Below are 26379 nucleotides of genomic sequence, written 5' to 3' on the forward strand. Positions count from 1 at the left end.
CCTCCCACCAGGGAGGCCGGCACCACTGCCTTGACTGCCTTGACTGCCTTGACGCCGCCCTGGCCTAGCGTCCCTCGATGGTAAGGCCCGCGAGGGCCGCCGCCAGCTCCGGGCCGGCCCGCACGACGTCGGACCTCTCGCCTGCCGCCGTCACCGTGCCTCCCACGCTGATTTCGTCCAGCGATCCCTCCAGTTCCATGGCCGGCACGCACGCGCCTTCGGTGCGCACGTCCCCGCCCACCGAGGCCGTGCCGATGCGACCGCCCGGCTTGATGCTCAAGGCGATGGCGGACAGGGGAAGCAGCACCCCCTTGACGAGCGATTCGCCGGTGCCGCCCTCCGTGCGCAGGTCCCCCCGGATGGTCAGGCGGGGCACCTCGCGGCTGACCTGCACGCCCACGGAACCGTCCCCGTGGGTCGTGATGGACTCGAAGACGGCCTCCCCGAGCGACCCGTCGTAGACGTTGAATCCGCGGGCGCCCAGGCCAAAGGTTTCAACCGGCGCCTCGATCGAAAGCGTGCTGATCTCGCCAAAGTTCACAAAGCCGATCCCGCTGGGCCCCCAAGACGTCACCGCGCCATGCGCCTTCCAGGCCGTGACGGCGCCCCAATTGTCCAGGACCATGTCGTTTTGGCCATAGGTGGTGGTGGTGCCCAGGTTGCGCACCTCCGCAACGTTGGCGCCGCTGATGACAAAGACGCCGCCGCTGATCAGGTCAGGCGTGCCCGGGGCAATGCCCCCGTTGGAGAAGACATCGCCCGTGGTGAGCAGTTCGACGTCGACCGTCCCGCCGTCGGCCTTCCCTGCCGTGTCACCGTGGCCGCCGACAAACACGCCGCCGCCGTGGACCGGCTCGCTGGCGCTGCCGGCCGAAATGCGCTCCAACCGGGCCGTGAGCCGCACAGCCGGGTCCGGCTGCCGGTTCCAGAGAGTGAATGCGCCCTGCAGGGCCTCCACGCCGAAGCCTGTGGGCCGGTGGAAGCGCCCCCGCGTATCGGCCGCGGTGACGTGGACGCCGTCGGCCTCGATGCGCCCGGCACGGACCTGGTTGTCGGCGGCGAGGTAGACCTGCCCGGTGGTGGTGACATTGGCCAGCGCCAGCGTGCCGAGGTCGGTGACAGCGGTGTCGTTGTAGATGGCCACCTCATGCGGTGCCGTGGTGATCGTGATGTCCTGCACCGTGTTGTTGCTCGTGAGCCGCAGCCCCTTGGCGCCAAAGCCCAGCGATCCGCCGCGCAGCGACGCTCCCGGTGGCAGCGTCACGGACGGCATTGCGCCCAGGCGGCCGACCACTTCGATGGCCAGGGCCCCGGACCCGAGCGCTTCCACGAATTCCCTGGCGCTTGTCACTCTTATCCATTCCATGCTGATCCGTCCTTTGTCTGACCTCTGCCGTGGTGGAGGACCGCCTGCGCGCAATCGTCGTGGGGGCCTGGTGAAACTCTAGATCGTGCACGCGGCGCTGGGCAGTGGCAGGCGGAAATATCTGGCCGGCGGCTCGCGTGCCATGCTGCAATGACCCACGCCGCCCAGCCCCCGGTTGAACTGGACGAACTCGAATTGTTGATGGATCGGGCGTGGCTGGCGCCCGACCGGGAGGGACTCGACGGCTGGATCCTGCGCTCTGCCGCCGGCCTTGACATTTTTCGGTCCTGGACGCACGGCTCGCCGCCGGAGAGGAATCCGGCGCAGCCAATTTCCGGCTCATGGCCACCGAGGCCGATGGCGGGGCCCGTGGGCTCTACGAAAGTGCCGGCTTTGCCGGGGCCGGCCGCCACCACTGCCGCCAGACCCCACCTCGGAGGGCACCGAGCGCCTGCTGACTGCCCTGCACCCGAACGCGGCCATCCCTTTACGCTGGTCTTCCGCCGACGCGCCATCACCCCGGTGGTGCGGCGTCGGGCGCAGGGGGTCAGGCGGCGTCGGTGACCTGGATGCGGACGGCACAAAAGTCGGCGGCGGCGCGTGAGAGCACGGCCAGGTTTGGGTCCACCACCGCCAGCGGCGCGAGCCGGGGCCGGGCTGCCCAGGGCCGCAGCACGGATTCGGCCAGCACTGCCTCCACGAGCGCCCGGTCCCCACCCGTGGCCAGGTACTCGAAACCGTGCCCGGTGAAAATGCGGGCGGCTTCCCGGGCCGCCCGCACCACCAGGGCGTCGGCCTGGTTGCCGCGGCGGCGGGCAAACCGGTGCTGCGACTGCCCGCCGGCGGCCGAACGCGACTGCACATGCTTGGTGCCGTTCTTGTGGGCCAGCAGCCTCCCGCCCACCGCAACTCCCACGGCATACCCGCCGCGGCGGACCAGGACCAGCCCCAGGGACCGTTCCTGGGACGCCAGCGACTCCAGCCGTTCCAGCAGCCCGGCACCGCGCCCCGGACGGCCGTCGTCGGGCCAGGGAGGGGCGAGGAGGGCCGCGGCGCCGTCGTTCATGCGCAGCTCGAGGCCGCCGTCCGTGTCCGCCATCAGGGACTGGCCACCGTGCGCGGCGGCGAAGCGCGCCACCCAGCCGGACAGGCGGGCGGCGGGGACCAGGGCGGTGCGGCTGGGCTCTCTCACGCCTGCCACGATACCTGTCAGCGGCGGCGGATAGGCTACAGGGGTGACTGACCTCTTTGACAGTGCCTTCGGGGACGATGACGGGAACGACGACGGCACCCCCACCTTTGGTGCCGCCGCCCCCGCCAGCGGGTCCCGCCCCCGGAGCCCGCTGGCCGTCAGGATGCGCCCGCGCACCCTCGACGAAGTGGTGGGGCAGCAGCACCTGCTGGGTCCCGGCTCGCCGCTTCAGCTCCTGGCCGGCGGCGGGGCCTCGGGCGGCCCGGCCGGCCCCGCCTCCGTCATGCTGTGGGGCCCGCCCGGGACGGGGAAGACCACGCTGGCCCACGTCATTGCCCGCGGCCCGGGCCGGAAGTTCGTCGAACTCTCCGCCATCACGGCCGGCGTCAAGGACGTCCGGCGCGTCATGGACCAGGCGCTGACGGACCGCGACCTGCACGGGCGCACCACCGTGCTGTTCCTGGACGAGATCCACCGCTTCAACAAGGCCCAGCAGGACGCCCTGCTGCCCGGCGTCGAAAACCGCTGGGTGGTGCTCATCGCCGCCACCACGGAAAACCCGTCGTTCTCGGTTGTCTCGCCGCTGCTGTCCCGCTCCATCCTGCTGACACTCAAGCCGCTGACCAGCGCTGACATCCAGGCCCTGGTGGAGCGCGCCGTCACCGATCCCCGCGGCCTGGACGGGCTGGTCACGCTGACCGACGAGGCCCTGGACCACCTGGTCCGGCTCGCCAGCGGCGACGCGCGCCGGGCGCTGACCACCCTGGAGGCCGCGGCCGGAGTGGCGCTTTCCGAGACGGAGGGCCCGCACGACGCCGGGACGCCAGTCGAGGTGGACCTCGCCATTGCGGAGCGCGCCATCGACGCCGCCGCGGTGCGCTACGACAGGGCGGGGGACCAGCACTATGACATCATCAGTGCCTTCATCAAGTCCGTGCGCGGCTCCGATGTCGACGCGGCCCTGCACTACCTGGCGCGGATGCTGGAGGCGGGGGAGGACCCCCGCTTCATCAGCCGGCGCATCATGATCTCCGCTGCCGAGGACGTGGGCATGGCGGACCCGACCGCACTGCAGACGGCTGTCGCGGCAGCCCAGGCTGTGGCGCTGATCGGCATGCCCGAGGCCCGGATCATCCTGGCGGAGGCGGTGGTCCATGTGGCCACGGCGCCGAAATCCAACGCAGCCTACCTGGGCATCAATGCGGCAATATCCGACGTGCGGGCCGGGCGCGGCACCATGGTGCCGCCGCCGCTGCGCGACGCCCACTACGCGGGGTCCGCCGCGCTGGGCCACGGCAGGGGCTACATCTACTCCCACGATTCCCCGCATTCCATCGCCACCCAGCAGTACGCGCCGGACGACCTGGTGGGGCGGGACTACTACCAGCCCACGGGCAACGGCCTGGAGCGGGACCTCTCGGTGCGGGTGGAGCGCCTGAGGGCGATCATCCGCGGGACCGAGGCCCCGCCAACGCCCTCCACCTGAGGACGGCCGCCCGGGCGGCAGGGCACGGAGGAGGCCGCGCCGGTGGTAGAGTTGAGGGCGCACTGGCAAGCCCCGGCTCCATGCCCAACCCCAGGAACGACTGACGCGGCCCTACCGCCGCTAAGACGTGCGCGGATGGCCATGCCCGGGTGCTGCAGCGGAAGGGCCGCAACAGCCCCAACTCTCCACAATGGAGGCCAGGACACACACTTGTTGCACATATTGGAAGGACACAAGTGGCTAACAGCACACGTGCCCGCCGGCAGGCCCGCCTTTCGCGGTCCCTCGGCATTGCTCTGACCCCCAAGGCAGCGAAGTACCTCGAGCGCCGCCCGTACGGCCCCGGCGAGCATGGACGCGCCCGCAAGAAGCAGGACAGCGACTATGCCGTCCGTCTCCGCGAAAAGCAGCGTCTGCGCGCCCAGTACGGCATCCGCGAAGCACAGATGACCCGTGCCTTCGAGGAAGCCAAGCACACCAAGGGCATGACGGGTGAAAACCTGGTTGAGATCCTGGAAACCCGTTTGGACGCCCTGGTCCTGCGTGCGGGCTTTGCCCGCACCACCGCCCAGGCACGCCAGCTGGTTGTGCACCGCCACATCATGGTTGACGGCGCCCGCGTGGACCGCCCGTCGTTCCGCGTTGCCGAGGGTCAGCTGATCCACGTGCACCCGCGCAGCCAGACCATGGTTCCGCTGCAGCTTGCTGCGGCCGGCGCCCACCGCGACGTGCTCCCCAACGTCCCGGCCTACCTGGATGTGAAGCTGGAGAGCCTGCAGGCCCGCCTAGTTCGCAGGCCCAAGCGCGTCGAGGTTCCCGTAACCTGTGAAGAGCAGCTGGTCGTCGAATTCTACTCACGCTAAATCCATAGCGGACAGTAGGGCCGGCGTGATCCGGCCCGACACCTTGGGAGCAGCCCGCGGCACTCGCCGCGGGCTGCTCTTGGCTAAGGTATTCAAAGAGACATTTGGCTAAACGGAAATGAGGCGGCCCTCCATGACTGGTGGAGACATTGCGGGACTGATAGCGGCAGGCGTATTTGCCATCCTGGTTGCCTTGCTGGCCGTGCCCATCTTCAAGCTCGGCCGCGTCCTGGACGAAGTCCGGACCACCATCAAGCAAATCGGAGACGGGACCACGCCGCTCATCGACGAGGTCACCAGCACGGTGGCCACCACCAACACGCAGCTTGGCAAGGTGGACGGGATCTCCAACAACATCTCCGACGCCACCGCCAACATCTCGGCGCTCACGTCCCTGTTCGCCGCCACCCTGGGCCAGCCGCTGATCAAGGTCGCGGCGTTCTCCTACGGCGTCCGCCAGGCCTTTGCCGGCCGCAAGAAGCCAGTCCGGGCGCGCCGGAGCCGCTGAGGCACGGGCGGGAACCGCCGGGGCACAGGCGGGAGCCGCCGGGGCACGGCGGCCGTGCCGGGGCGCGACGCACCATGGAGGACAATTTGGAGGGAAAGCACGCATGAAGAAGATCTTTTGGCTGGGCGTTGGCATCACCATTGGGGTGGTTGCCGCCCGCAAGCTTGCCGCGGCCAAGGGCGCCATCGGCCCCGAGGGGCTCAACCGGGCCGTGGGCCGGGCGGCCGACGCCGTCCACGACTTCGCCGACGCCCTGCGCGAGGGCATGGGGGAGCGGGAGGACGACCTCCGCGCCGCACTGGGGCTGGACCCCGGGCGTCCCGTGGGCCCGCGCCACTAGCTGTCCGGCCCGCGGGCCCGGGCATTGCCACCTCGCTTGAACCGCCGTTTTTGACCAGGAACCATTGAAGGAGCCACCAGGTACGATGAAATCCCACGACATTGCAGATCGCTGGATCACGTTCTTCTCCAGCAAGGGCCACACGCCGGTGCCCTCGGCATCCCTGATCTCGTCGGATCCGTCGCTGCTGTTCACGGTGGCCGGCATGGTGCCCTTCATCCCCTACCTGACCGCCCGCGAGGAGCCGCCCTACAAGCGGGCCACGAGCGTGCAAAAGTGCATCCGCACCGGCGACATCGACGAGGTCGGCAAGACTGTCCGCCACGGCACGTTCTTCCAGATGTGCGGCAATTTCTCCTTCGGCGACTACTTCAAGGAAACCGCCATTCCCTACGCGTGGGAGTTGCTCACCACCCCGGTGGCGGACGGCGGCTACGGGCTGCCCGCTGACAGGCTCTGGGTCACCGTCTATTCGGAGGACGAGGAGGCGCTGGCCATTTGGCGCGACACGGTGGGCGTTGCCCCCGACCGCATCCAGCGGATCGGCAAGGAGGACAACTACTGGTCCACCGGCCAGCCCGGCCCCGCCGGCCCCTGTTCGGAAATCTTCTACGACCGCGGCCCCGAATACGGCGTCGAGGGCGGCCCCATCGCCGACGAGACGCGCTACATCGAGATCTGGAACCTTGTGTTCATGCAGTACCAGATCGACAACGTGCGCTCCAAGGTTGACTTTGACGTGGTGGGCGAGCTGCCCAACAAGAACATCGACACGGGCCTGGGACTGGAACGGCTTGCCATGATCCTGCAGGGCGTTGAGAACATGTACGAGACCGACCAGGTCCGCCCGGTCCTCGACAAGGCGGCCGAACTCTCGGGCAGGAAATACACCTCCACCGAGGACCCGGCGGACCCCCACCACACCGACGACGTGCGCCTGCGCGTGGTCGCGGACCACATCCGCTCGGCGTTGATGCTGATCTCCGACGGCGTCACCCCCTCCAACGAGGGCCGCGGCTATGTGCTGCGCCGCCTGATCCGCCGTGCCGTGCGCGCCATGCGCCTGCTCGGCGTGGAAACCGCCGTGCTGCCGGAGCTGCTGCCCGTCTCGCGCGACGCCATGAAGGGGGCCTACCCGGAAGTCGAAAGCGACTTCGCCCGGATTGCCAGGATCGCGTACGCCGAGGAAAAGTCGTTCCTGCGCACCATCGCCAGCGGCACGGCCCGGCTGGAGGAGTCCGTCAAGGAATCCAAGGCAGCCAACACCCCGCTGTCCGGCGCCGAGGCCTTCGCCCTGCACGACACCTACGGCTTCCCGATCGACCTGACCCTGGAAATGGCCGCCGAGGCCGGCCTGGCCGTGGACGAGGCCGGATTCCGCACGCTCATGCTCGAGCAGCGCGACCGCGCCCGCAGGGACGCCAAGTCCAAGAAGAGCGGCCACGCGGACCTGACCGTCTTCCACGAGCTGCTGGCCCGGGGCGAGACCGTCTTCACCGGCTACACCGAGCTGGAGGGGCAGGGCCGGGTCCGGTCCATCCTTTCCAACGGGGCGGCGGTGGCCCACGCGTCCATGGGCGAGGAGGTCTCGATCGTGCTCGATGCGACCCCGTTCTACGCCGAGGCCGGCGGCCAGGCCGCCGACACGGGGCTGATCACCGGCGACGGCTTCGTCGTCGAGGTCCTCGACGTGCAAAAGCCCATCAAGGGCCTGAGCGTGCACCAGGCCATCGTGCGCGAAGGTGAACTGCCGGCGGACGCCGTGGTGCGGGCCGCCGTCGACCGTGAACGCCGCCACGCCGCCGAGCAGGCGCACACCGGCACGCACATCGTGCACGCCGCCCTCCACCAGATCCTCGGCCCGGAGGCGCTGCAGCGAGGCTCCTTCAACAAGGCCGGCTACCTGCGCTTCGACTTCGCCTGGGGCGAGGGCCTGAGCGCCGCCACCCGCTCGGAGATCGAGGAAGTGTCCAACATCGCCATCCGCAACAACTTCCGCGTCGACACCAAGGTCATGGCCCTGGACGCCGCCAAGGCCCTCGGCGCCACGGCGCTCTTCGGCGAGAACTACGGTTCCGAGGTGCGCGTGGTGGAGATCGACGGCGCATGGTCCCGCGAGCTGTGCGGCGGCACCCATGTGGACAGCACCTCCCGCATCGGCTCCCTGACACTGCTGGGCGAGGCGTCCGTGGGCTCCGGCAACCGACGCGTCGAGGCCTTCGTGGGGATGGACGCCTTCCGGCACCTGGCCGCCGAACGCGCCCTGGTGTCGTCCCTGACGGACCTGCTCAAGGTGCCCTCCAACCTCCTGCAGGAGCGCGTTGCCGCCACCCTGGCCAAGCTCAAGACGGCGGAGAAGGAGCTGGAGCGCCTGCGCCGGGACCAGCTCAGCGCCGCCGCGGCGGGCCTGGCGGGCACGGCCGTCGACGCCAACGGCGTCCAGGTCATCGCGCACGACGCCGGTGAGGTCTCGGGCGCCGACGATCTCCGCGCGCTGGCCCTGGACCTGCGACAGCGGCTGGGCTCCGCGGCCGCCACTGTGGCCGTGGCGGGCGCCAGCGGCGGCCGCCCGGTGATCCTCATCGCCACCAATGAGGCAGCGCGCGACGCCGGGGTCAAGGCAGGCGCGCTCGTGAAGCTGGCCGCCGGTGTCCTGGGCGGCGGCGGCGGCGGCAAGCCGGATGTGGCCCAGGGCGGCGGCACCGATGTGTCGGCCATCCCGGCAGCGCTGGCAGCCGTCACGAACGCCGTCAAGGACCGCTAGGGACGTTACTGTGCAGCCAGGCTACCTTCACGGCGTGAAGCTGGGCATCGACGTGGGCATGGCCCGCGTCGGCCTGGCTTCCTGCGACCCCGGCGGCATCCTCGCCACGCCCGTTAAAACCCTGGCGCGGGACGCCAAACGGAACTCCGACATCCGGGTCGTCGTCAGCGAGGCCGCCGGGCGTGGCGCCGTGGAGATCTTTGTGGGGCTGCCGCGCACGCTCAAGGGCGCCGAGAAGGGCTCCGCCCGGATGGCGCGGGACTATGCGCAGCTGCTGCTTGCCGCGCTCGGCAGGGCCGGACTGGACGTGCCCGTGCGGCTCATTGACGAGCGCCTGAGCACCGTCAGCGCACACCAGGCGCTGCACGCGGCTGGCATCGGGAGCCGTGATCATCGTAAACTGGTGGATCAGGCAGCGGCCGTTGGCATCTTGCAGCAGGCCCTTGACATGCAAAAGGCACGCAACACAAGCGTTGGCGAGCTTGTGCGTGCACCCAAGCCGGGCACCGTGGGGAATGCCATTCCGTCCGAAGAAGAAGAAGGTTCGGCCATCTCCGATTCAATGCCAATGCCAACCAGCGGGCCCGTGCCGCCGCAGGGGCCCGCCCACCAGGAAGGGCCGCGATGAGCGGGGGCGCCGGCGGCGGCCACCACCCGTCCCACCTGGCCGACGCCCCGGAGCAGCACTGGTCCGAGGAACACGACCTGCCCGTGGAAGGGGCCTGGCAGGAGCCCGGCGCCGGCCACGCGGCCTATCATGGGGAGCCCCAGGAGGCGCACTACACCGGGCCCTGGGCGGCGGAGCCGGAAGAGGCACCGCTTTTCGACGGGGCCCCGCTCCCGTCCCGGCGCAGCACGCGCGTGTCCAAGCGCGTCCGCCGGCGCCGCCGCACGGTGGTCTTCTTCATCGTCCTGGCGCTGTTCGCCGTCGTCGTTTTCTTCGTGGTCCAGACCGTCAGGCCCCTGCTGGGCGGCTTCCAGGCCGCGGACTACCCCGGCCCCGGCACGGGCGGCGTGCAGGTGGTGGTCCCGGAAGGGTCCACGGCCCGCTCGGTTGCCTCGGAACTGCGCACGCAGGACGTGGTTGCCAGCGAGCAGTCCTTCCTTGACGCCCTTGACGCAGCCCACGGGGCGGGATCGCTGCAGCCGGGCTCGTTCCAGATGCGCAAGCAGATGAAGGCGTCGGACGCCGTCTCCGTGCTGCTCTCCAAGGACGCCGCCAAGGTCCACTACGCGGCCGTGGCGCAGAACCTGCGCATCGGCGAGACGCTGGCAGTGCTGGCCACGAGCACGGGCATTCCGAAGGCCGAGTTTGAACAACTCGCCAACGACCCCAAGGCCTTCGGCCTGCCCGCGCAGGCAAAAAACCTGGAGGGCTACCTGTCGCCGGGCGAGTACCGCTTCCCGGTCGAGCTCGGCGCCAAGGCGATCCTGGCCCAAATGGTCGACGCCACGAAGGCCCGCCTGGTCAAGGCCGGCATCACCGACCCCGCCGCGCAGTACCGCACCCTCATCATTGCCAGCATCATCGAATTCGAAGGCAACGAGGCGAACTACGCCAAGATCTCCGGCGCCATTGAAAACCGCATCAACAACCCCAACGGCGAAACCGGCGGCAGGCTGGAATCCGACGCCACCGTCGCCTACGGGCTGGGCATCAAGACCTACAACATCACGGACGCCCAAAAAGCGGACAAGAAAAACCTGTACAACACCTTCGCCAACCCCGGCCTGCCCGTGGGTCCGATCGGTTCCCCGGCCGGTGCCGCCATCGAGGCGGCCGCCCATCCGGAAGCCAACCCCTACTATTTCTGGGTCACGGTCAACCTGAAGACGGGTGAGACCCTGTACGCCACCACCTTCGCCGAGCACCTGAAGAACGTTGCCAAGTACACCGCCTGGTGCGGCGCCAACCCGGGGGAATGCAAATAGATGGCGGCAGCACTTCAAGGCGCCGTGCTGGGGCACCCCATAAGGCACTCCCAGTCACCGGCAATGCACCGGCGCGCCTACGCCGAGTTGGGCCTTGACTACAGCTACGGTGCCGTCGACCTGGACGTGGCGGACCTGGCGCCCTTTCTGCAGCGGGTGCGCGCGGACGGGAACTGGTACGGGCTGTCCGTGACCATGCCGCTGAAAAACCGGGCGGCCGAACTGGTGGACGCCCTCACCCCGGCGGCCCGGTCCTTGGGGTCCGTAAACACCGTGGTGGTCACCCGGACGGACGACGCCGGCACGCACCTGTTGGGGGACAACACCGACGTCGCGGGGATCGTCAACGCGCTGCGCCATGCCGGCGCGCCCCGGCAGCCCCGGGCAGCCGTGCTGGGCGGGGGAGGCACCGCCGTCTCCGCCGTCGCGGCCCTGGCGGACCTTGGTGCCGCCGCCGTGGACATTTACGTGCGCCACCCGGGCAAGTCCGCCGGGACGCTCGAGCTGGCCCGGAGGCTCGGCCTTTCCGCCTCACTGGTGCCCTTCACGGCCGCGGCCGGCGCCCTGGCAGGATACGGGGTCGTCATTTCAACACTGCCCCCGCACGCGCCGGACGCGCTCGCGGCGGACCTTGCCGCCACCGCCCCGGACACTTCGGGCCGGTGCCTCCTGGACGTCGCCTACGACCCCTGGCCCAGCGCCCTGGCCGCCGTCTGGGAACGGCACGGCGGCACTGTCGTTCCGGGGATTGAGATGCTTTTGTACCAAGGCGTGGAACAGGTGCGGCTGTTTGCCGAAGCCGGCGGTTTCCGGGAGCGGGCAGATGAACACGCCGGAGCCGTCCTTAATGTGATGTGCGACGCACTTGGGCTCCCCCGGCGCCCCGCGCACGAATAGCTCCCGCAGAACATGGCAGGATGGATGATATGTTGCGTTGGTTGACCGCCGGGGAATCACATGGACCGGCCCTTGTGGGAATTATCGAAGGCGTGCCGGCCGGGGTGGAACTCACCAGCGCCCTCATCCGGGACGCACTGGCCCGGCGCCGGCTCGGCTACGGCCGCGGGGCGCGGATGAAGTTCGAGCAGGACGTGGTCACCATTGTGGGCGGCGTGCGCCACGGACTCACCCAAGGCGGCCCCGTCGCGATCCAGATCGCCAACTCCGAATGGCCCAAATGGGAACAGGTCATGTCCGCGGACCCCGTGGACCCCGCCGAACTGGCCGAGCAGGCCCGCAACGCCCCCCTGACCCGCCCCCGTCCCGGCCACGCCGACTTCACGGGCATGCAGAAGTACGGCTTCAGCGAAGCGCGCCCCGTGCTCGAACGCGCCAGCGCCCGCGAAACCGCCACCCGCGTGGCCCTGGGCGCCGTGGCGGCGCAGATCCTGGCCGCCGTGGGCGTGGAGCTCGTCAGCCATACTGTCCAGATTGCCGGCGTGGCGTCCCCGCAGGACGCCGCCGTCCCCGCCTTCAGCGACGTGGCGGCCCTTGACGCGGACCCGCTGCGCTGCTTCGACGCCGCCACCTCCGCCGCCATGGTGGCCGAGGTTGATGCCGCACACAAGGAAGGCGAGACGCTCGGCGGCGTCGTGGAGGTCCTCGCCTACGGCCTGCCGCCGGGACTGGGCAGCTACGTGCACTGGGACCGGCGCCTCGACTCCCGCCTAGCCGGCGCCCTCATGGGCATCCAGGCCATCAAGGCCGTGGAGGTCGGCGACGGCTTTGCCACCGCCGCCCGGCGCGGCTCCGCCGCACACGATGAAATTGTGCGCGACGCCTCCGGCCGCATCGCCCGTACGTCCAACCGCGCCGGCGGCATCGAAGGCGGCATGAGCATCGGGGACGTGCTGCGCGTGCGCGCGGCCATGAAGCCCATCGCCACGGTGCCCCGCGCCCTGCAGACCATCGACGTTGCCACGGGCGGCGCCGCCAAGGCCCACCACCAGCGCTCGGACGTGTGCGCCGTGCCGGCCGCCGGCGTCGTCGCCGAGGCGATGACCGCCCTGGTCCTCGCCGATGCCCTCGTGGAAAAGTTTGGCGGGGACTCGATGTCCGAAACCAAGCGGAACATGGAGAGCTACCTGGCCGCCATCCCGGCCAATCTGGACACCTTGGGGCACTGATGGCAGCGGGGACGGGACAGCCCGTGGAGCCGCAGTACCTCCCGGAACGCCCCATCGTCATGGTCGGGCCCATGGCGGTGGGCAAGTCGGTGATCGGCGCCGAGCTGGCACGGAGGCTCGGGCTCGAATTTGTCGACACCGACCAGCGCATTGTCGCCCGGCACGGCTCCATCGGACGGATATTTTCCGCCCGCGGGGAGCACCACTTCCGCCAGCTGGAAGCACGCGCCGTGGCCGACGTCCTGGACGCGCCACAGGCGAAGGTCGTGGTCCTCTCGCTGGGCGGGGGGGCGGTGCTGGACACCGGAACGCAGCAGCTGATGGCCCGGGCCACCGTGGTTTATCTGCGGGCCACCCTGGACATCATCAAGGAAAGGATCATTCGCAGCTCCGGCCGCCCCCTGCTGGCCTCCGACCCCCTGGCAGCCTGGTCGCGGCTCGCGGCCGCCCGCGGCCCCGTCTATGCCCGCCTGGCCGACATCACCATTGACGTAGGCACGTCAAGCGTGCCGGAGCTGGTTGACCGGCTCATTGGCCTGCTGGCCGCTGAATCCAGAAAAGAGAACACCGCACCGTGAATGCATTGAACACCGTCATCAAGGTCACCGGCACCGCCCCCACCGATAACTACGACGTCGTGGTGGGCCGCGGGCTGCTGGCCCGGCTTCCCGGCCTGCTGGGCGAGCGGGTCAAACGCGTGCTGGTCATCCACCCGCGCGCACTTCGCGCCACCGGCGAGGCCGTGCGGGAGGACCTTGCCGCCGCCGGGTTCACCTCCCTCACCGCCGAGATCCCGGATGCGGAAGAAGGCAAGCACATCCAGGTCGCCGCGTTCTGCTGGCAGGTGCTGGGCCAAAACGACTTCACCCGCTCGGACGCCATCGTGGCCGTGGGCGGCGGGGCCGTGACGGACCTCGGCGGCTTTGTGGCCGCCACCTGGCTGCGCGGCGTCACGGTGGTCCATCTCCCCACGTCCCTGCTGGGCATGGTAGACGCCTCGGTGGGAGGCAAGACCGGCATCAACACTGCCGAAGGCAAGAACCTGGTGGGCGCCTTCCACCCGCCGGCCGGAGTGCTGGTGGACCTGGACACCCTCGACACGCTCCCGCCCAACGAGCTGCTCTCCGGCATGGCCGAGGTGGTCAAGTGCGGCTTCATCGCCGACCCCGCCATCCTGGACCTCATCGAGGCCAACCCGGAGGCCGTCAAGGATCCGCGCTCCGACGTGCTGCGCGAGCTGATCGAGCGGGCCATCACGGTCAAGGCCAGGGTTGTCTCGGAAGACCTGACGGAGAAGGGCCTGCGTGAAACCCTCAACTACGGCCACACGCTGGGCCACGCCATCGAACATGCCGAGCGCTACTCGTGGCGGCACGGCGCGGCCGTCTCGGTCGGCATGATGTTCGCTGCCGAGCTGGCCCGCAGCGTGGGCCGGCTCAGCGACGCCGAGGCTGACCGCCACCGCAGCATCCTGGAGCTCATGGGCCTGCCCCTGACGTACCGCAAGGACCGCTGGCAGGCGCTGCTGGACGGCATGCGCAGGGACAAGAAGACCCGCGGGGACCTCCTGCGCTTTGTGGTCCTGGACGGGATTGGCCGGCCCGGCATGCTCGACGTGCCGGACCCGTCGCTGCTCTTTGCCGCCTACCAAGAGATTGCGTCCTAGATGGGGCTGAAGGATTGGCCGTCGGCGGGGTTCCCGGGAACGGCCGTGAACCCGGAGACCCTGCTGCCCGAGGTGGTGGACGAGGACGAGTGTGCTGCCGCCCTGGAGGAATCCGGCGACGCCGCCGACCACGTGTTCGTGCTGCTGGCGCGCGGGCTCAATGCCGAGGCCGCCGAGATGGCGGCAGACGCCCGCCTGCTGGACCCGACGTCGCTGCGGTTGCAGGTCCTGGACGCCGAGGTGCTGCGGGCCATGGGGCAATTCGACCGGGCCGAGCGCGTGCTCAAGGGCCTGCTTCCCACCGTGGCGGACTCCTCCATGGAGGCGTGGGTCAACCAGCAGCTGGGCAAGGTGTACTTCTCCAACGGGAACTACCCCGCCGCCGCACGGTGCTTTTCCGCGGCGCTGGAGCGGCGTGTTGCCGCCGGCGCGGACGCGTCGGCCATCTATTCCTCCACGGTTTCACTGAAACGCGCCCTGGACCTGGCCGAGCGCGGCTAGCCGGGCCCGCCGGGCGGCCGCCACCCGATGCGGTAGTATGGTCAATGGATTTTTGATAACACTTATACGTAAGAGGCTACTGTGGCAACGACCAACGACATTAAGAACGGCACCGTTCTCAAACTTGAGGGACAGCTCTGGAACATCATCGAGTTCCAGCACGTGAAGCCGGGCAAGGGCGGGGCCTTTGTCCGCACCAAGATGCGCAACATCCTCTCCGGCAAGGTCGTTGACAAGACGTTCAACGCCGGCCTGAAGATCGAGACGGCCACGGTCGACCGCTCCGACTACGAGTACCTGTACCAGGACGGCGACGACTTCGTCTTCATGGACACCCAGAACTACGACCAGCTGACCGTCTCCGGCGCCACCGTCGGCGACGCCACCAATTTCATGCTGGAGAACCTGCACGTCACCATCGCCCTGCACGAGGGCAACCCGCTGTACCTGGAACTGCCGCCGTCGGTCCAGCTGCGCATCACCTACACCGAGCCCGGCCTGCAGGGCGACCGCTCCTCGGCCGGCACCAAGCCAGCCACCGTGGAAACCGGCTACGAGATCCAGGTGCCCCTGTTCATCGAGAACAACACCCTGGTCAAGGTCGACACCCGTGACGGCAGCTACCTGGGACGAGTCAGCGAATAGTGGCAGGCAGTCAAGCGGGCCCTTCAGGCAAACTGAACTCCGCCCGCAGCAAGGCGCGCCGCCGCGCCCTGGACATCCTGTTTGAGGCCGAGCAGCGCGGGGTGACCGCGTTCTCCGCCCTGACGGCGCGGCGGGAAAAGACGGACCAGATCATCAACCCCTACACGGTTGACCTGGTCGAGGGCGTCACCGCCATGCAGGAAGGCATCGACGAGCACCTGCAGACGTATTCCCAGGGCTGGACGCTCGAGCGCATGCCCGCCGTCGACCGCATCATTTTGCGTGTCGGGGCCTGGGAGCTGCTGTACAACGACGACGTTCCCGACGCGGTCGCCGTCAGCGAAGCCGTTGAGCTGGCCAAGGTGCTCTCCACGGACGAGTCCCCGCAATTCATCAACGGGCTGCTGGGCCGCCTGCAGCAGGTCAAGCCCACCCTGCTCGCCTAGCCAGCCCGCCGCGCGCCCAATTGTTTCCGCGCGCCCAATTGTTCCGCGCGCCCAATTGTTTCAGGGGCGGTGCCGGGCATTCCAGGCGGCGGCGCCGTGGCGCCTCAGCAATTCGCTGCGCGCCGCCGTCGCGGCGTTGAGAAGTTCCAGCTCCTGCACCTGGGCCGCGGCGAAGCGTGCGGCCGCGGCCGAGCCGGCGGCTCCCTTGGCATCCACCAGGAGGCGCTGGCGGGTGAACGCCAGCCGCGTCGCCAGCCGGATGAACTCCTTCATGATGTTTCCCGCCCCAAAGGTCCTTGACCACGCCAGCACACGGCGCCGGCCGGAAGCCGAGGCGAGCATCGGCACCTCGGGCTGGCTGAACCAGCCGGACGGGACGTAGTCCGAGAGTCGCCGGCGCGTCAGCCGGGCTTCAGCGCGCCGCAGGAAGATGATCCCGGTGATGAACAGGACAAAGACCGGGACCTGCAACACCAGGTACAGCACAAAGAAGTTGCCATGGATGAACGTCAGGCTGTTCCACAGACCGTGCAGCAGCATGGCCGGGACCAGGCCCACGAACCAGGCGCCAAGCACCATGGCCGGACCGCCGTGGCGGGCGGCGTAGCCCACGCAGGCACCCAGGGCGCCGGTGAACATGACATGCGCAAACGGGGACATCAGCCCCCGCATGATGAATATCCCCACGAGCCCGCCCGGCTGCCCGCCGCTGTCGTTGAACGCCTGCCCGAAGTAGAGGATGTTCTCGGTGAAGGCGAAGCCGGCCGCAATGATGCCGGCATAGACCACGCCGTCAACGGGTCCGTCGAAGGTGCGGCGCCGCAGGAAAAACAGCAACAGCACGCCGGCGCCCTTGCAGATTTCCTCCACGAGGGGCGCCTGGACCACGGCGCCGACCATGTCCGGATCGGCAGAGGCATTGGAGGCCATGAGCAGCGGCTGCACCCAGCCCCCCACCACCAAGGCGGTCACCACGGCCGTGCCCGCGCCCCAGCAAAACCCGAGGGCCAGGGCCGACTTCGGCTCCGGCTCCCACCGGTCAATCCACATGAGCGTCGTGACGCAGATGGCCAGCGGGATCAGGGCCAGCGCCCCGCACACCAGGAAGACGCTGGCGCCGATCGAGAAAGCGAACACCGCCAGGGTGCCCACGGCCACGGTCAGGAACACGCACAGCAGGATGAGGTTCGTCACCTTGGCCCCCGGGTGCAGCCGCCTGGAGCGGTGGGATGCCGGCGCCGGATGCGACCAATATTGGGCGGCCGGGGTCAGCTGCGTGCCCGGTTCCCCCAGCGGAGGCCGCCCCGCCTGGTCCTGCCAGTTACCCGGTTCGCTCATAAGTCCAAGCCTAGCGGCCGAGGGGCCCCGCACGTGGGCCCACGGCGGCGAGGGTCCCGCTGCGAGCTTGCGAGCGGTGGGAGCCGCTGGGGAGCCAGCGAGTGTGGGGAGGGCGCGACGGCGCTAGCGGCCGAGGGGCCCCGCACGTGGGCCCACGGCGGCGCTGGCGGCCGAGACGCTGTGATAGTTTTGGGACAGCAACCAACCTTTTAATTCCGTCCAGTGAGGCGGGGAAAGGGGACGCGAGAAAATTGGCCAGCACCCCTGCACCATCCGGGCAAAGCCCGTCCAGCGCGGCAACGCCCAACTCGTCCCGTACGGTCCTGTCAGCGGCGGACATTGACCGCGCATTGACCCGCATCGCCTATGAAATCCTGGAAGCCAACAAGGGCTCGGCGAACCTCCTGCTCCTGGGCATCCCGCGGCGCGGCTTCCCGCTCGCGCAGCGCCTGGCCGCCAAGCTGGCCGCCACCGATCCAAGCATCGACCCCGCAGCCATCACCGGACAGCTTGACGTGACCATGTTCCGTGACGACCTGGCCCACCAGCCCACCCGCGCACCCCAGCGCACCGAGCTGCCGGCGACTGGCATAGACGGAAAGGTGGTGGTGCTCGTAGACGACGTCCTGTATTCCGGGCGCACCATCCGCGCGGCCCTGGACGCCCTCGTTGACCTGGGCCGCCCCCAGGCAGTGCGCCTGGCCGTCCTGGTGGACCGCGGCCACCGGGAGCTTCCCATCCGCGCCGACCACGTGGGCAAGAACCTGCCCACCTCCTCGTCCGAGAAGGTTCGCGTGCGCCTCGCCGAAATTGACGGCCCGGGCACCGCGGACGAAGTTGTGATCGAGGCCGGCGCATGAGGCACCTGCTGGACACGGAAAGCCTCGGCAGGGACAACGCCATCGCCATCCTGGACACCGCCCAGGAAATGTCGGCCGTGGGCGAACGCGAGGTCAAGAAGCTGCCGGCCCTGCGCGGGCGCACCGTGGTGAACCTGTTCTTCGAGGACTCCACGCGCACCCGGATCTCCTTTGAGGCAGCCGCGAAGCGCCTTTCCGCGGACGTCATCAACTTCAGCGCCAAGGGCTCCTCGGTCTCCAAGGGGGAATCCCTGAAGGACACGGCGCAGACCCTGGAAGCCATGAGCGCGGACGCCGTCGTCATCCGGCACTGGGCCTCCGGCGCGCCAGCCCGGCTGGCCACCTCGGGCTGGATCGACGCTGCCGTCATCAACGCCGGCGACGGCACCCACGCCCACCCCACGCAGGCCCTCCTGGATGCATTCACCATGCGCACCCACTGGGCACGGCTGACGGGCACCCCGTCCGTGGGCGGCGACCTCGCCGGCATGCGCGTGCTGATCGTCGGGGACGTGCTGCACTCCCGCGTGGCCCGCTCCAACGTCTGGCTGCTGCGCACGCTTGGAGCCCGCGTCACGCTCGTCGCCCCGCCCACCCTGCTGCCGGTCGGCGTCGAACACTGGCCCTGCGAGGTCAGCTATGACCTCGACGCGACGCTGGAGGCCGGCGTCGACGCCGTCATGATGCTTCGCGTGCAGGCCGAGCGCATGAAGGCGTCATTCTTCCCCTCCGCCCGCGAGTACGCCCGCCGGTGGGGCTTCGACGACGCCCGGCTCGCCAGGCTCGACGCGCTGGCGCTCAAGGACACCATCGTCATGCACCCAGGCCCCATGAACCGCGGCCTGGAGATCTCCTCGGGCGCCGCGGATTCGCCCCGCTCCACGGTGCTGGACCAGGTCCGCAACGGCGTCTCCGTGCGCATGGCCGCGCTGTACCTGCTGCTCTCCGGGGACATGAAGGCCGTCCCGACACCCGCCCTGCCTGCCTTCGCGCAGCCTGCCGCAAAGGACCACCCATGATCCACGCAAGCCACCTCATCCGTTCGGCCTCCCTGCTGGGCAAGGGCACGGCGGACGTGCTGGTCCGTGACGGTGTCATCGCCGCCGTGGGTCAGGACCTGGGCGGGGCTGCCATCGACGGCGCCACCGTCATCGACGCCGCCGGCCTGGTGGCCCTGCCCGGCATGGTGGACCTCCACACCCACCTGCGCGAGCCCGGCCGCGAGGACGCCGAAACCGTCGAGACCGGCACCCGCGCCGCGGCGCTGGGCGGCTTCACCGCCGTGCACGCCATGGCCAACAGCTCTCCCGTGGCGGACACCGCCGGCGTTGTCGAGCAGGTCTGGCAGCTGGGCCGGGAATCCGGCTGGGTGGACGTGCACCCCGTCGGTGCCGTGACCGTGGGCCTGGCGGGGGAGCAGCTGGCCGAACTTGGCGCCATGGCCGACTCCCGCGCCCGCGTGCGCGTGTTTTCGGACGACGGCATCTGCGTCAGCGACCCCGTCATGATGCGCCGGGCACTGGAATACGTGAAGGCGTTCGACGGCGTCATCGCCCAGCACGCGCAGGAGCCCCGCCTGACGGCCGGCGCCCAAATGAACGAGGGCAAGGTTTCGGCGGTCCTCGGGTTGGCCGGCTGGCCCGCCGTGGCCGAGGAGTCCATCATCGCCCGCGACGTCCTGCTGGCCCAGCATGTGGGTTCCCGGCTCCACGTGTGCCACGTGTCCACGGCCGGCTCGGTGGAGATCATCCGCTGGGCCAAGGGGCGCGGCATCTGTGTCACGGCGGAGGTCACCCCGCACCACCTCCTGCTCACCGAGGAGCTGGTGCGCAGCTGGGACCCCGTCTACAAGGTCAACCCGCCGCTGCGGGCGGACGAGGACGTCCATGCGCTGCGCGCGGCGCTGGCCGACGGCACCATCGACATCGTCGGCACCGACCACGCCCCGCACCCCAGCGAGGCCAAGGAGTGCGAGTGGGCGGCCGCCGCCATGGGCATGACAGGGCTGGAAACGGCGCTGTCCGTGGTCCAGGAGACCATGATCGAATCCGGCCTCATGACGTGGGCGGACTTTGCCCGCGTCACCTCCGCCGCCCCGGCGGCCATCGGGAGGCTCGGGGACCAGGGCCGCCCCCTGGAGCCGGGCGAGCCGGCAAACATTGTGCTGGTGGACCCCGCCGCCCGCTGGAACGTGGACCCCGCCGCCATGGCCACCAAGGGACGCAACTCCCCGTTTGCCGGGATGGAACTGCCCGGCCGCGTGGTGGCCACGTTCTTCCGCGGCCACCCCACGGTCCTGGACGGCAGGCTGAACACCCCCTACCTCCACGGGGCGCGGTAGTGGGCGCGCGCACAGTCCCCGTCCTCATCACCCTGGCGATCCTGCTGGCCATCTTTGCCCTCATGTGGTGGGGCTGGCGCGGGAGGCTCCGGCGACAGGCCGGCGTCGCCGACCTCCCCGCCGTCCCGGACGACGCGGCACCGGCGGTCCTGAGCGTGGCCGGCCAGTACGTCACCACCACCTCGGCCGGCGACTGGCTGGACAGGATCGCCGTCCACGGGATGGGCATCCGCACCAACGCGGTATTGGAACTGCGCGACACCGGCGTGCTCCTGCTCCGCAAGGGGGCCCCGGACATCTACATCGCCGCCGGCGCCCTTGAGGAAGTCACCACGCAGGCGGGCATGGCCGGCAAGTTCGTGGAAGCGGACGGCCTGGTCGTCATCACCTGGCGGCTGGGCGGCAAGCTGGTCGACACCGGATTCCGCACCACCGAGGCCACGGCGAAGAAACCGCTGCTCCAGGCCCTGAAGGCCCTGGTCCCGGCCGAAGCCCCGCAGGCGCATTCCCCGCAGGCGCAGCGCACGGAACTACCTGAAGCAGACACGACGAGAAGGAACGATGAGAATGAGTGAAGCACGCGTGCCCGCACGTACAACAACACCAGCACTGCTGCTGCTGGAAGACGGCCGCGCCTTCCGCGGCACCAGCTACGGCGCCGTGGGAACCACGCTCGGGGAGGCGGTGTTCACCACCGGCATGACCGGCTACCAGGAGACGTTGACCGACCCCTCCTACGCCCGCCAGCTGATCGTCCAGACGGCCCCGCACATCGGCAACACCGGCGTCAACGCCGCGGACAACGAGTCGACGCGGATCTGGGCCGCCGGCTACGTGGTCCGCGACGCCGCCCGCCGCCCGTCCAACTGGCGCTCGGAAGGAACGCTCGACGACGAACTTTCCACCCAGGGGATCGTGGGCATCCAGGGGGTGGACACCCGCGCCATCACCCGGCACCTGCGCGAACGCGGCGCCATGAAGGCCGGCATCTTCTCCGGCGACGCCGCGGGCCGCCCTGCGTCCGATCTCCTGCAGGAGGTCCTTGCGCAGCCGTCCATGGAGGGCCTCCAGCTCGCGGAGGAGGTCAGCGTGGGCCAGGCCTACGCCGTCGAACCTTCGGAACACGGCTGGAACGGGGAGCCGGTCTTCACCATCGTCGCCCTGGACCTGGGCATGAAGTCGATGACCCCGCACCGCTTCGCCGAACGCGGCGTGCGCGTGCACGTGCTGCCGGCCGCCACCACCTTTGAGGAGGCCATGGCGTTCAAGCCCGACGGCGTGTTCCTCTCCAACGGCCCCGGCGACCCCGCCACCGCGGACCGCCAGGTCGGCTTTGTGCGCAGCTTCCTGGAGGCCGGGGTGCCCTACTTCGGCATCTGCTTCGGCAACCAGATCCTGGGCCGCGCCCTCGGCTTTGGCACCTACAAGCTGCGCTACGGACACCGGGGAATGAACCAGCCGGTCATGGACCGCGGCACCGGCAAGGTGGAAATCACCAGCCAGAACCACGGCTTCGCCGTTGACGCGCCGCTCGACGGCTCCACCCTGGCCCCCGAGGAGCGCTTCGGCAAGGTCGAGGTCAGCCACATCAGCCTCAACGACCAGGTGGTCGAGGGCCTGTCCTGCCTGGACATCCCCGCCTTCTCGGTCCAGTACCACCCGGAGGCGGCGGCCGGCCCACACGACGCCGCCTACCTGTTTGACCGGTTCATCGCACTGATGGGCCAGTACCAGAGCAACCCCGCAGCCGCCCAGACCGAGACCGAGGAATCCAAGTAATGCCGAAGAGAGAAGACCTGAAGTCCGTCCTGGTCATTGGATCCGGGCCCATCGTGATCGGCCAGGCCGCCGAGTTTGACTACTCCGGCACCCAGGCGCTGCGCGTGTTGAAGGAGGAGGGCCTGCGGGTCATCCTGGTCAACTCCAACCCGGCCACCATCATGACCGACCCCGAATTTGCCGACGCCACCTACGTGGAGCCCATCACCCCCGAAGTGGTGGAAAAGATCATCGCCAAGGAGCGCCCCGACGCCATCCTGCCCACCCTGGGCGGGCAGACGGCCCTGAACACGGCCATCGCCCTGGACAAAGCGGGCGTGCTGGCCAAGTACAACGTGGAGCTGATCGGCGCCAACATCGCCGCGATCGAGCTTGGCGAGGACCGCGAAAAGTTCAAGGGCGTCGTGGAGCGCTGCGGCGCGGAATCGGCCCGCAGCCACATCATCCACACCATGGAGGAGGCGTTCACGGCCGCCGAGGACCTGGGTTACCCCATGGTGGTCCGCCCCTCCTTCACCATGGGCGGGCTGGGCTCCGGCCTGGCGTACAGCCCGGAGGACCTGGAACGCATTGTGGGCCAGGGCCTGCAGTACAGCCCCACCACCGAGGTCCTGCTCGAGGAGAGCATCCTGGGCTGGAAGGAATACGAACTGGAGATGATGCGCGACAAGAACGACAACGTCGTTGTTGTGTGCTCCATTGAAAACTTTGACCCGGTGGGCGTCCACACGGGCGACTCCATCACGGTGGCCCCGGCCATGACCCTCACGGACCGCGAGTACCAGAACCTGCGCGACATCTCCATCGCCGTCATCCGCGAGGTGGGCGTGGACACCGGCGGCTGCAACATCCAGTTCGCGATCGAACCGGACACCGGGCGCGTCGTCGTCATTGAGATGAACCCGCGCGTCTCCCGCTCCTCGGCGCTGGCCTCCAAGGCCACCGGCTTCGCGATCGCCAAGATCGCCACCAAGCTGTCCCTGGGCTACACGCTGGACGAGATCCCCAACGACATCACGCAGAAGACGCCCGCCTCCTTCGAACCGACGCTTGACTACGTCGTGGTCAAGGTTCCCCGCTTCGCGTTTGAGAAGTTTCCGGCGGCGGACCCCACCCTGACCACCACCATGAAGAGCGTCGGCGAGGCCATGGCGATCGGCCGCAACTTCACCGAGGCACTGCAGAAGGCGCTGCGGTCCCTCGAGCAAAAGGGCGCCAGCCTGGACTTCAGCTCGGTCAACGCCCTGGACGTGCCGGACCTCATTGAGGCCGCCAAGCGCCCGACGACGGACCGGCTGTCCCAGGTGCAGCGCGCGCTGCTGGGCGGCGGGACCGTCGAGGAGCTGTACGCGGCCACCTGGATCGACCCCTGGTTCCTGGACCAGCTGGTGCTGCTGAACGAGATCTCGGCCACGATCCGCCAGTCTACGGCGCTCACGCCGGAGATGCTGAGGCTGGCCAAGCGCCACGGCTTCTCCGACGCCCAGATCGGCGCCCTGACGCACAACTCCGAGGCCGTGGTGCGCGGCGTCCGCCAGGCGCTGGACATCCGCCCCGTGTACAAGACGGTGGACACCTGCGCCGCGGAGTTTGCCGCCTACACCCCGTACCACTACTCGTCCTACGACGAGGAGGATGAGATCGGCCTGCACGCCAAGCCCTCCATCATCATCCTCGGCTCCGGCCCCAACCGGATTGGGCAGGGCATCGAGTTCGACTACTCCTGCGTCCACGCCTCCATGGCGCTGCGCAAGGCCGGCTACGAGACCGTCATGGTCAACTGCAACCCGGAAACCGTCTCCACCGACTACGACGTCTCCACGCGCCTGTACTTTGAGCCGCTGACCCTCGAGGACGTGCTGGAGGTCATCGCCGCCGAGGAACGCACCGGCGGCGTCATGGGCGTCTTTGTCCAGCTCGGCGGGCAGACCCCGCTGAAGCTGGCGCAGGCCCTGGCCGACGCAGGCGTCCCGATCCTGGGCACCTCGCCGAAGGCGATCGACCTGGCCGAGCACCGCGGCATGTTTTCCCGCGTCCTGGACGAGGCCGGGCTGATTTCCCCGAAGAACGGCACGGCCGTCTCCTTCAACGACGCCAAGAAGATTGCCGACGAGATCGGCTACCCCGTCCTGGTCCGCCCGTCCTACGTGCTGGGCGGGCGCGGCATGGAGATCGTCTATGACGAGGCGAACCTCTCGCGCTACATCAAGAACGCCACCGAAATCACCGAGGCGCACCCGGTCCTGATCGACAGGTTCCTCGAGGACGCCATCGAAATCGACGTCGATGCGCTCTTCGACGGCAAGGACATGTACCTGGGCGGCATCATGGAGCACATCGAGGAGGCCGGCATCCACTCCGGCGACTCCGCCTGCGTGCTGCCGCCCATCACGCTGGGGCAGGACGTGCAGGACCGCGTCCGCGCGGCGACCCGCGCCATCGCCGAAGGCGTGGGGGTGCGCGGCCTGATCAACATCCAGTTCGCCCTGGCCTCCGACGTCCTGTACGTGCTCGAGGCCAACCCGCGCGCGTCACGCACCGTGCCGTTCGTCTCCAAGGCCACGGGTGTGCAGATGGCCAAGGCGGCCGCCCTCATCGGCACCGGCGTGTCCATCGCCCACCTGCGCAGCGTCCACCACATCCTGCCCGAGGTGGGGGACGGCGGCTCGCTGCCCGACTCGGCCCCCGTGGCCGTGAAGGAAGCCGTCATGCCGTTCAACCGCTTCCGCACCCCGGAAGGCCATGTCGTGGATTCCCTGCTGGGCCCGGAAATGCGCTCCACCGGGGAGGTCATGGGCATTGACAAGCACTTTGACACCGCCTTCGCCAAGAGCCAGGCCGCAGCCAACGGCGCCCTGCCCGTCTCCGGCAAGGTGTTTGTCTCCGTCGCCAACCGGGACAAGCGCTCCATCATCATGGCCGTCAAGCGCCTTGTCGACCTCGGCTACGAGATCGTCTCCACCGGTGGCACGGCGGACGTCCTGCGCCGCAACGGGATCCATGCCACCAGGGTCCGCAAGATTGGCGAGGGAACCTCCGACGACGGCGAAGGCACCATTGTGGACCTGATCAACAATGGCGGGATCGACATGATCTTCAACACCCCCTCCGGCGGGCAGGCCCGCGGCGACGGCTACGAGATCCGTGCGGCGGCGGTCTCCAACGGCCGCCCCTGCATCACCACCGTGGCAGAATTCAACGTGGCCGTCCAGGCCATGGAGGCCCTGCGCAGCTACGAATGGGACGTGACGAGCCTGCAGGAACACGCCCTGGTCCTGCAGGCCGGCCTGGCCGCGCAGCATGCCCTGGCGTCGCAGCATGCCTAGCGCGCACGACGCCGGGCGGTTGCCGTTCGGCGCGCGCCTCGCCGCCGCCATGCAGGCACGCGGCCCGCTCTGCGTCGGCATCGATCCGCACCCGGGGCTGCTGGCGGCCTGGGGGCTGGGCGACTCCGTGCAGGCCCTGCGCACGTTTTCGCTGACGGTGCTGGAGGCCGTGGCGCCGGTGGCCACGGCCGTCAAGCCGCAGGTGGCGCTCTACGAGCGCCACGGCTCGGCCGGCTTCGCCGTGCTCGAGGAGCTCCTCGCGGCAGCGGCCCAGGCCGGGGTAATGACCATTGCGGACGCCAAGCGCGGGGACATCGGGTCCACCATGGCCGGCTACGCCGATGCGTGGCTGCGCGACGGCTCGGCCCTGGCCGCCGACTCCGTGACGCTGAGCCCGTACCTGGGCTTTGAGTCGCTGCGCCCCGCACTGGACCTGGCAGCCGCCAGCGGACGGGGGGTGTTCGTGCTCGCACTGACCTCCAACCCGGAAGGCGCCTCCGTCCAGCATGCGGGCGGCACCGAGTCCGTGGCGCTGCGCATGGCGCAGGCGGCCGCCGTCGAAAACCAGCACTGGGCGGAGCGGGCCCTCGGCTCGGTGGGTCTGGTGGTGGGCGCCACGGTGGGGACGGCGCTGGTGGACCTGGGCATCGACCTGGCCGCCGTGCACGGCCCCATCCTTGCCCCGGGTCTCGGTGCCCAGGGGGCAACGGCGCGGGACCTCAGGGACACATTCGGAGCCGCCTACCCGGCGGTCCTGGCCACGTCCAGCCGCGGCATCCTCACGGCCGGTCCGGAGGTTGCGGCACTGCGCCGGGCCGCGGAGGACACCGTGCAGGGACTCTGAGGCACGCGGACCCGGCGCCCGTGGATTGATTTTGGCGCCCAGGTGCGGATAGGTTC

General features: G+C 69.5%; 24 protein-coding genes. 21 read left to right on the top strand and 3 right to left on the bottom strand.

The genetic code is table 11. The annotated features are described in order from the left end of the window. Window positions 1-64: 64 nt before the first annotated feature. Window positions 65-1351, bottom strand: coding sequence for a hypothetical protein (locus G6034_RS06575; RefSeq protein ID WP_218063651.1), 1287 nt, complete (start codon window positions 1349-1351; stop codon window positions 65-67). Window positions 1352-1913: 562 nt separating this feature from the next. Beyond that, on the bottom strand, window positions 1914-2558 hold the full coding sequence (locus G6034_RS06580) for an acVLRF1 family peptidyl-tRNA hydrolase (protein ID WP_343037961.1): 645 nt from the start codon (window positions 2556-2558) through the stop codon (window positions 1914-1916). A 43-nt stretch (window positions 2559-2601) separates the two neighbouring features. On the opposite strand from G6034_RS06580, the gene G6034_RS06585 reads away from it, so the two are divergent. The 14 genes from G6034_RS06585 (at window position 2602) to nusB (ending at window position 15835) form a co-directional block, all read left to right on the top strand. Next, window positions 2602-4044, top strand: a complete 1443-nt coding sequence (locus G6034_RS06585) for a replication-associated recombination protein A (protein WP_343037962.1) — start codon at window positions 2602-2604, stop codon at window positions 4042-4044. Window positions 4045-4280: 236 nt separating this feature from the next. Beyond that, on the top strand, window positions 4281-4907 hold the full coding sequence (rpsD, locus tag G6034_RS06590; protein ID WP_176634301.1) for a 30S ribosomal protein S4: 627 nt from the start codon (window positions 4281-4283) through the stop codon (window positions 4905-4907). Between the two features lie 133 nt (window positions 4908-5040). Beyond that, window positions 5041-5415 carry a DUF948 domain-containing protein gene (locus tag G6034_RS06595; protein WP_176634302.1) on the top strand — a complete coding sequence of 125 codons (375 nt, stop codon included), beginning with the start codon at window positions 5041-5043 and terminating at the stop codon, window positions 5413-5415. Window positions 5416-5518: 103 nt separating this feature from the next. Beyond that, a complete protein-coding gene (locus tag G6034_RS06600) occupies window positions 5519-5755 on the top strand; it encodes a hypothetical protein (RefSeq protein ID WP_176634303.1) in 237 nt (78 codons plus the stop codon). An 85-nt stretch (window positions 5756-5840) separates the two neighbouring features. Continuing rightward, on the top strand, window positions 5841-8519 hold the full coding sequence (gene alaS, locus G6034_RS06605; RefSeq protein ID WP_176634304.1) for an alanine--tRNA ligase: 2679 nt from the start codon (window positions 5841-5843) through the stop codon (window positions 8517-8519). A 58-nt stretch (window positions 8520-8577) separates the two neighbouring features. Further along, entirely contained in the window at window positions 8578-9147 is a 570-nt protein-coding gene (gene ruvX, locus G6034_RS06610; protein ID WP_246295384.1) for a Holliday junction resolvase RuvX, read from the top strand. Beyond that, on the top strand, window positions 9144-10451 hold the full coding sequence (gene mltG / locus G6034_RS06615) for an endolytic transglycosylase MltG (RefSeq protein ID WP_176634306.1): 1308 nt from the start codon (window positions 9144-9146) through the stop codon (window positions 10449-10451). The genes ruvX and mltG overlap by 4 nt, the downstream gene beginning before the upstream one ends. Then, the gene (locus G6034_RS06620) at window positions 10452-11348 is read left to right on the top strand and encodes a shikimate dehydrogenase (RefSeq protein WP_176634307.1); all 897 of its coding nucleotides are present in this window, start codon (window positions 10452-10454) and stop codon (window positions 11346-11348) included. A gap of 29 nt (window positions 11349-11377) precedes the next feature. After that, window positions 11378-12577 (top strand): chorismate synthase, encoded by a 1200-nt coding sequence (gene aroC / locus G6034_RS06625; RefSeq protein WP_176634308.1) that lies wholly within the window; start codon window positions 11378-11380, stop codon window positions 12575-12577. Continuing rightward, the gene (locus G6034_RS06630; RefSeq protein WP_176634309.1) at window positions 12577-13155 is read left to right on the top strand and encodes a shikimate kinase; all 579 of its coding nucleotides are present in this window, start codon (window positions 12577-12579) and stop codon (window positions 13153-13155) included. Before aroC ends, G6034_RS06630 begins: the two co-directional genes overlap by 1 nt. Continuing rightward, window positions 13152-14243 (top strand): 3-dehydroquinate synthase, encoded by a 1092-nt coding sequence (aroB, locus tag G6034_RS06635; RefSeq protein ID WP_176634310.1) that lies wholly within the window; start codon window positions 13152-13154, stop codon window positions 14241-14243. Before G6034_RS06630 ends, aroB begins: the two co-directional genes overlap by 4 nt. Next, window positions 14244-14744: a tetratricopeptide repeat protein gene (locus tag G6034_RS06640; RefSeq protein WP_176634311.1), complete on the top strand. Its 501-nt coding sequence runs from the start codon at window positions 14244-14246 to the stop codon at window positions 14742-14744. Between the two features lie 81 nt (window positions 14745-14825). Beyond that, on the top strand, window positions 14826-15389 hold the full coding sequence (efp, locus tag G6034_RS06645) for an elongation factor P (protein ID WP_176634312.1): 564 nt from the start codon (window positions 14826-14828) through the stop codon (window positions 15387-15389). Window positions 15390-15421: 32 nt separating this feature from the next. Further along, window positions 15422-15835 carry a transcription antitermination factor NusB gene (gene nusB, locus G6034_RS06650; RefSeq protein WP_176634353.1) on the top strand — a complete coding sequence of 138 codons (414 nt, stop codon included), beginning with the start codon at window positions 15422-15424 and terminating at the stop codon, window positions 15833-15835. 60 nt (window positions 15836-15895) lie between these two features. Here the strand turns inward: nusB and G6034_RS06655 are convergent, their stop codons facing one another. Next, window positions 15896-17173: a PrsW family intramembrane metalloprotease gene (locus tag G6034_RS06655; protein WP_176634313.1), complete on the bottom strand. Its 1278-nt coding sequence runs from the start codon at window positions 17171-17173 to the stop codon at window positions 15896-15898. A gap of 251 nt (window positions 17174-17424) precedes the next feature. On the opposite strand from G6034_RS06655, the gene pyrR reads away from it, so the two are divergent. Genes pyrR through pyrF form a run of 7 tightly spaced genes read left to right on the top strand, consistent with a single transcriptional unit; the run spans window position 17425 to window position 26323 of the window. Continuing rightward, on the top strand, window positions 17425-18033 hold the full coding sequence (gene pyrR, locus G6034_RS06660) for a bifunctional pyr operon transcriptional regulator/uracil phosphoribosyltransferase PyrR (protein WP_176634314.1): 609 nt from the start codon (window positions 17425-17427) through the stop codon (window positions 18031-18033). Next, the gene (locus G6034_RS06665) at window positions 18030-19052 is read left to right on the top strand and encodes an aspartate carbamoyltransferase catalytic subunit (RefSeq protein WP_176634315.1); all 1023 of its coding nucleotides are present in this window, start codon (window positions 18030-18032) and stop codon (window positions 19050-19052) included. Before pyrR ends, G6034_RS06665 begins: the two co-directional genes overlap by 4 nt. Beyond that, window positions 19049-20374, top strand: coding sequence for a dihydroorotase (locus G6034_RS06670; protein WP_176634316.1), 1326 nt, complete (start codon window positions 19049-19051; stop codon window positions 20372-20374). The genes G6034_RS06665 and G6034_RS06670 overlap by 4 nt, the downstream gene beginning before the upstream one ends. After that, window positions 20374-20949 carry a PH-like domain-containing protein gene (locus G6034_RS06675; protein WP_176634317.1) on the top strand — a complete coding sequence of 192 codons (576 nt, stop codon included), beginning with the start codon at window positions 20374-20376 and terminating at the stop codon, window positions 20947-20949. Before G6034_RS06670 ends, G6034_RS06675 begins: the two co-directional genes overlap by 1 nt. Continuing rightward, a complete protein-coding gene (gene carA / locus G6034_RS06680) occupies window positions 20942-22153 on the top strand; it encodes a glutamine-hydrolyzing carbamoyl-phosphate synthase small subunit (protein ID WP_176634318.1) in 1212 nt (403 codons plus the stop codon). Before G6034_RS06675 ends, carA begins: the two co-directional genes overlap by 8 nt. Next, a complete protein-coding gene (gene carB / locus G6034_RS06685) occupies window positions 22153-25479 on the top strand; it encodes a carbamoyl-phosphate synthase large subunit (RefSeq protein WP_176634319.1) in 3327 nt (1108 codons plus the stop codon). Before carA ends, carB begins: the two co-directional genes overlap by 1 nt. Next, window positions 25454-26323, top strand: a complete 870-nt coding sequence (gene pyrF, locus G6034_RS06690) for an orotidine-5'-phosphate decarboxylase (protein WP_425485467.1) — start codon at window positions 25454-25456, stop codon at window positions 26321-26323. The genes carB and pyrF overlap by 26 nt, the downstream gene beginning before the upstream one ends. Window positions 26324-26379 lie beyond the last annotated feature (56 nt).

Source organism: Arthrobacter wenxiniae (genome assembly GCF_013376105.1).
In the GTDB taxonomy this organism is placed as follows: domain Bacteria; phylum Actinomycetota; class Actinomycetes; order Actinomycetales; family Micrococcaceae; genus Specibacter; species Specibacter wenxiniae.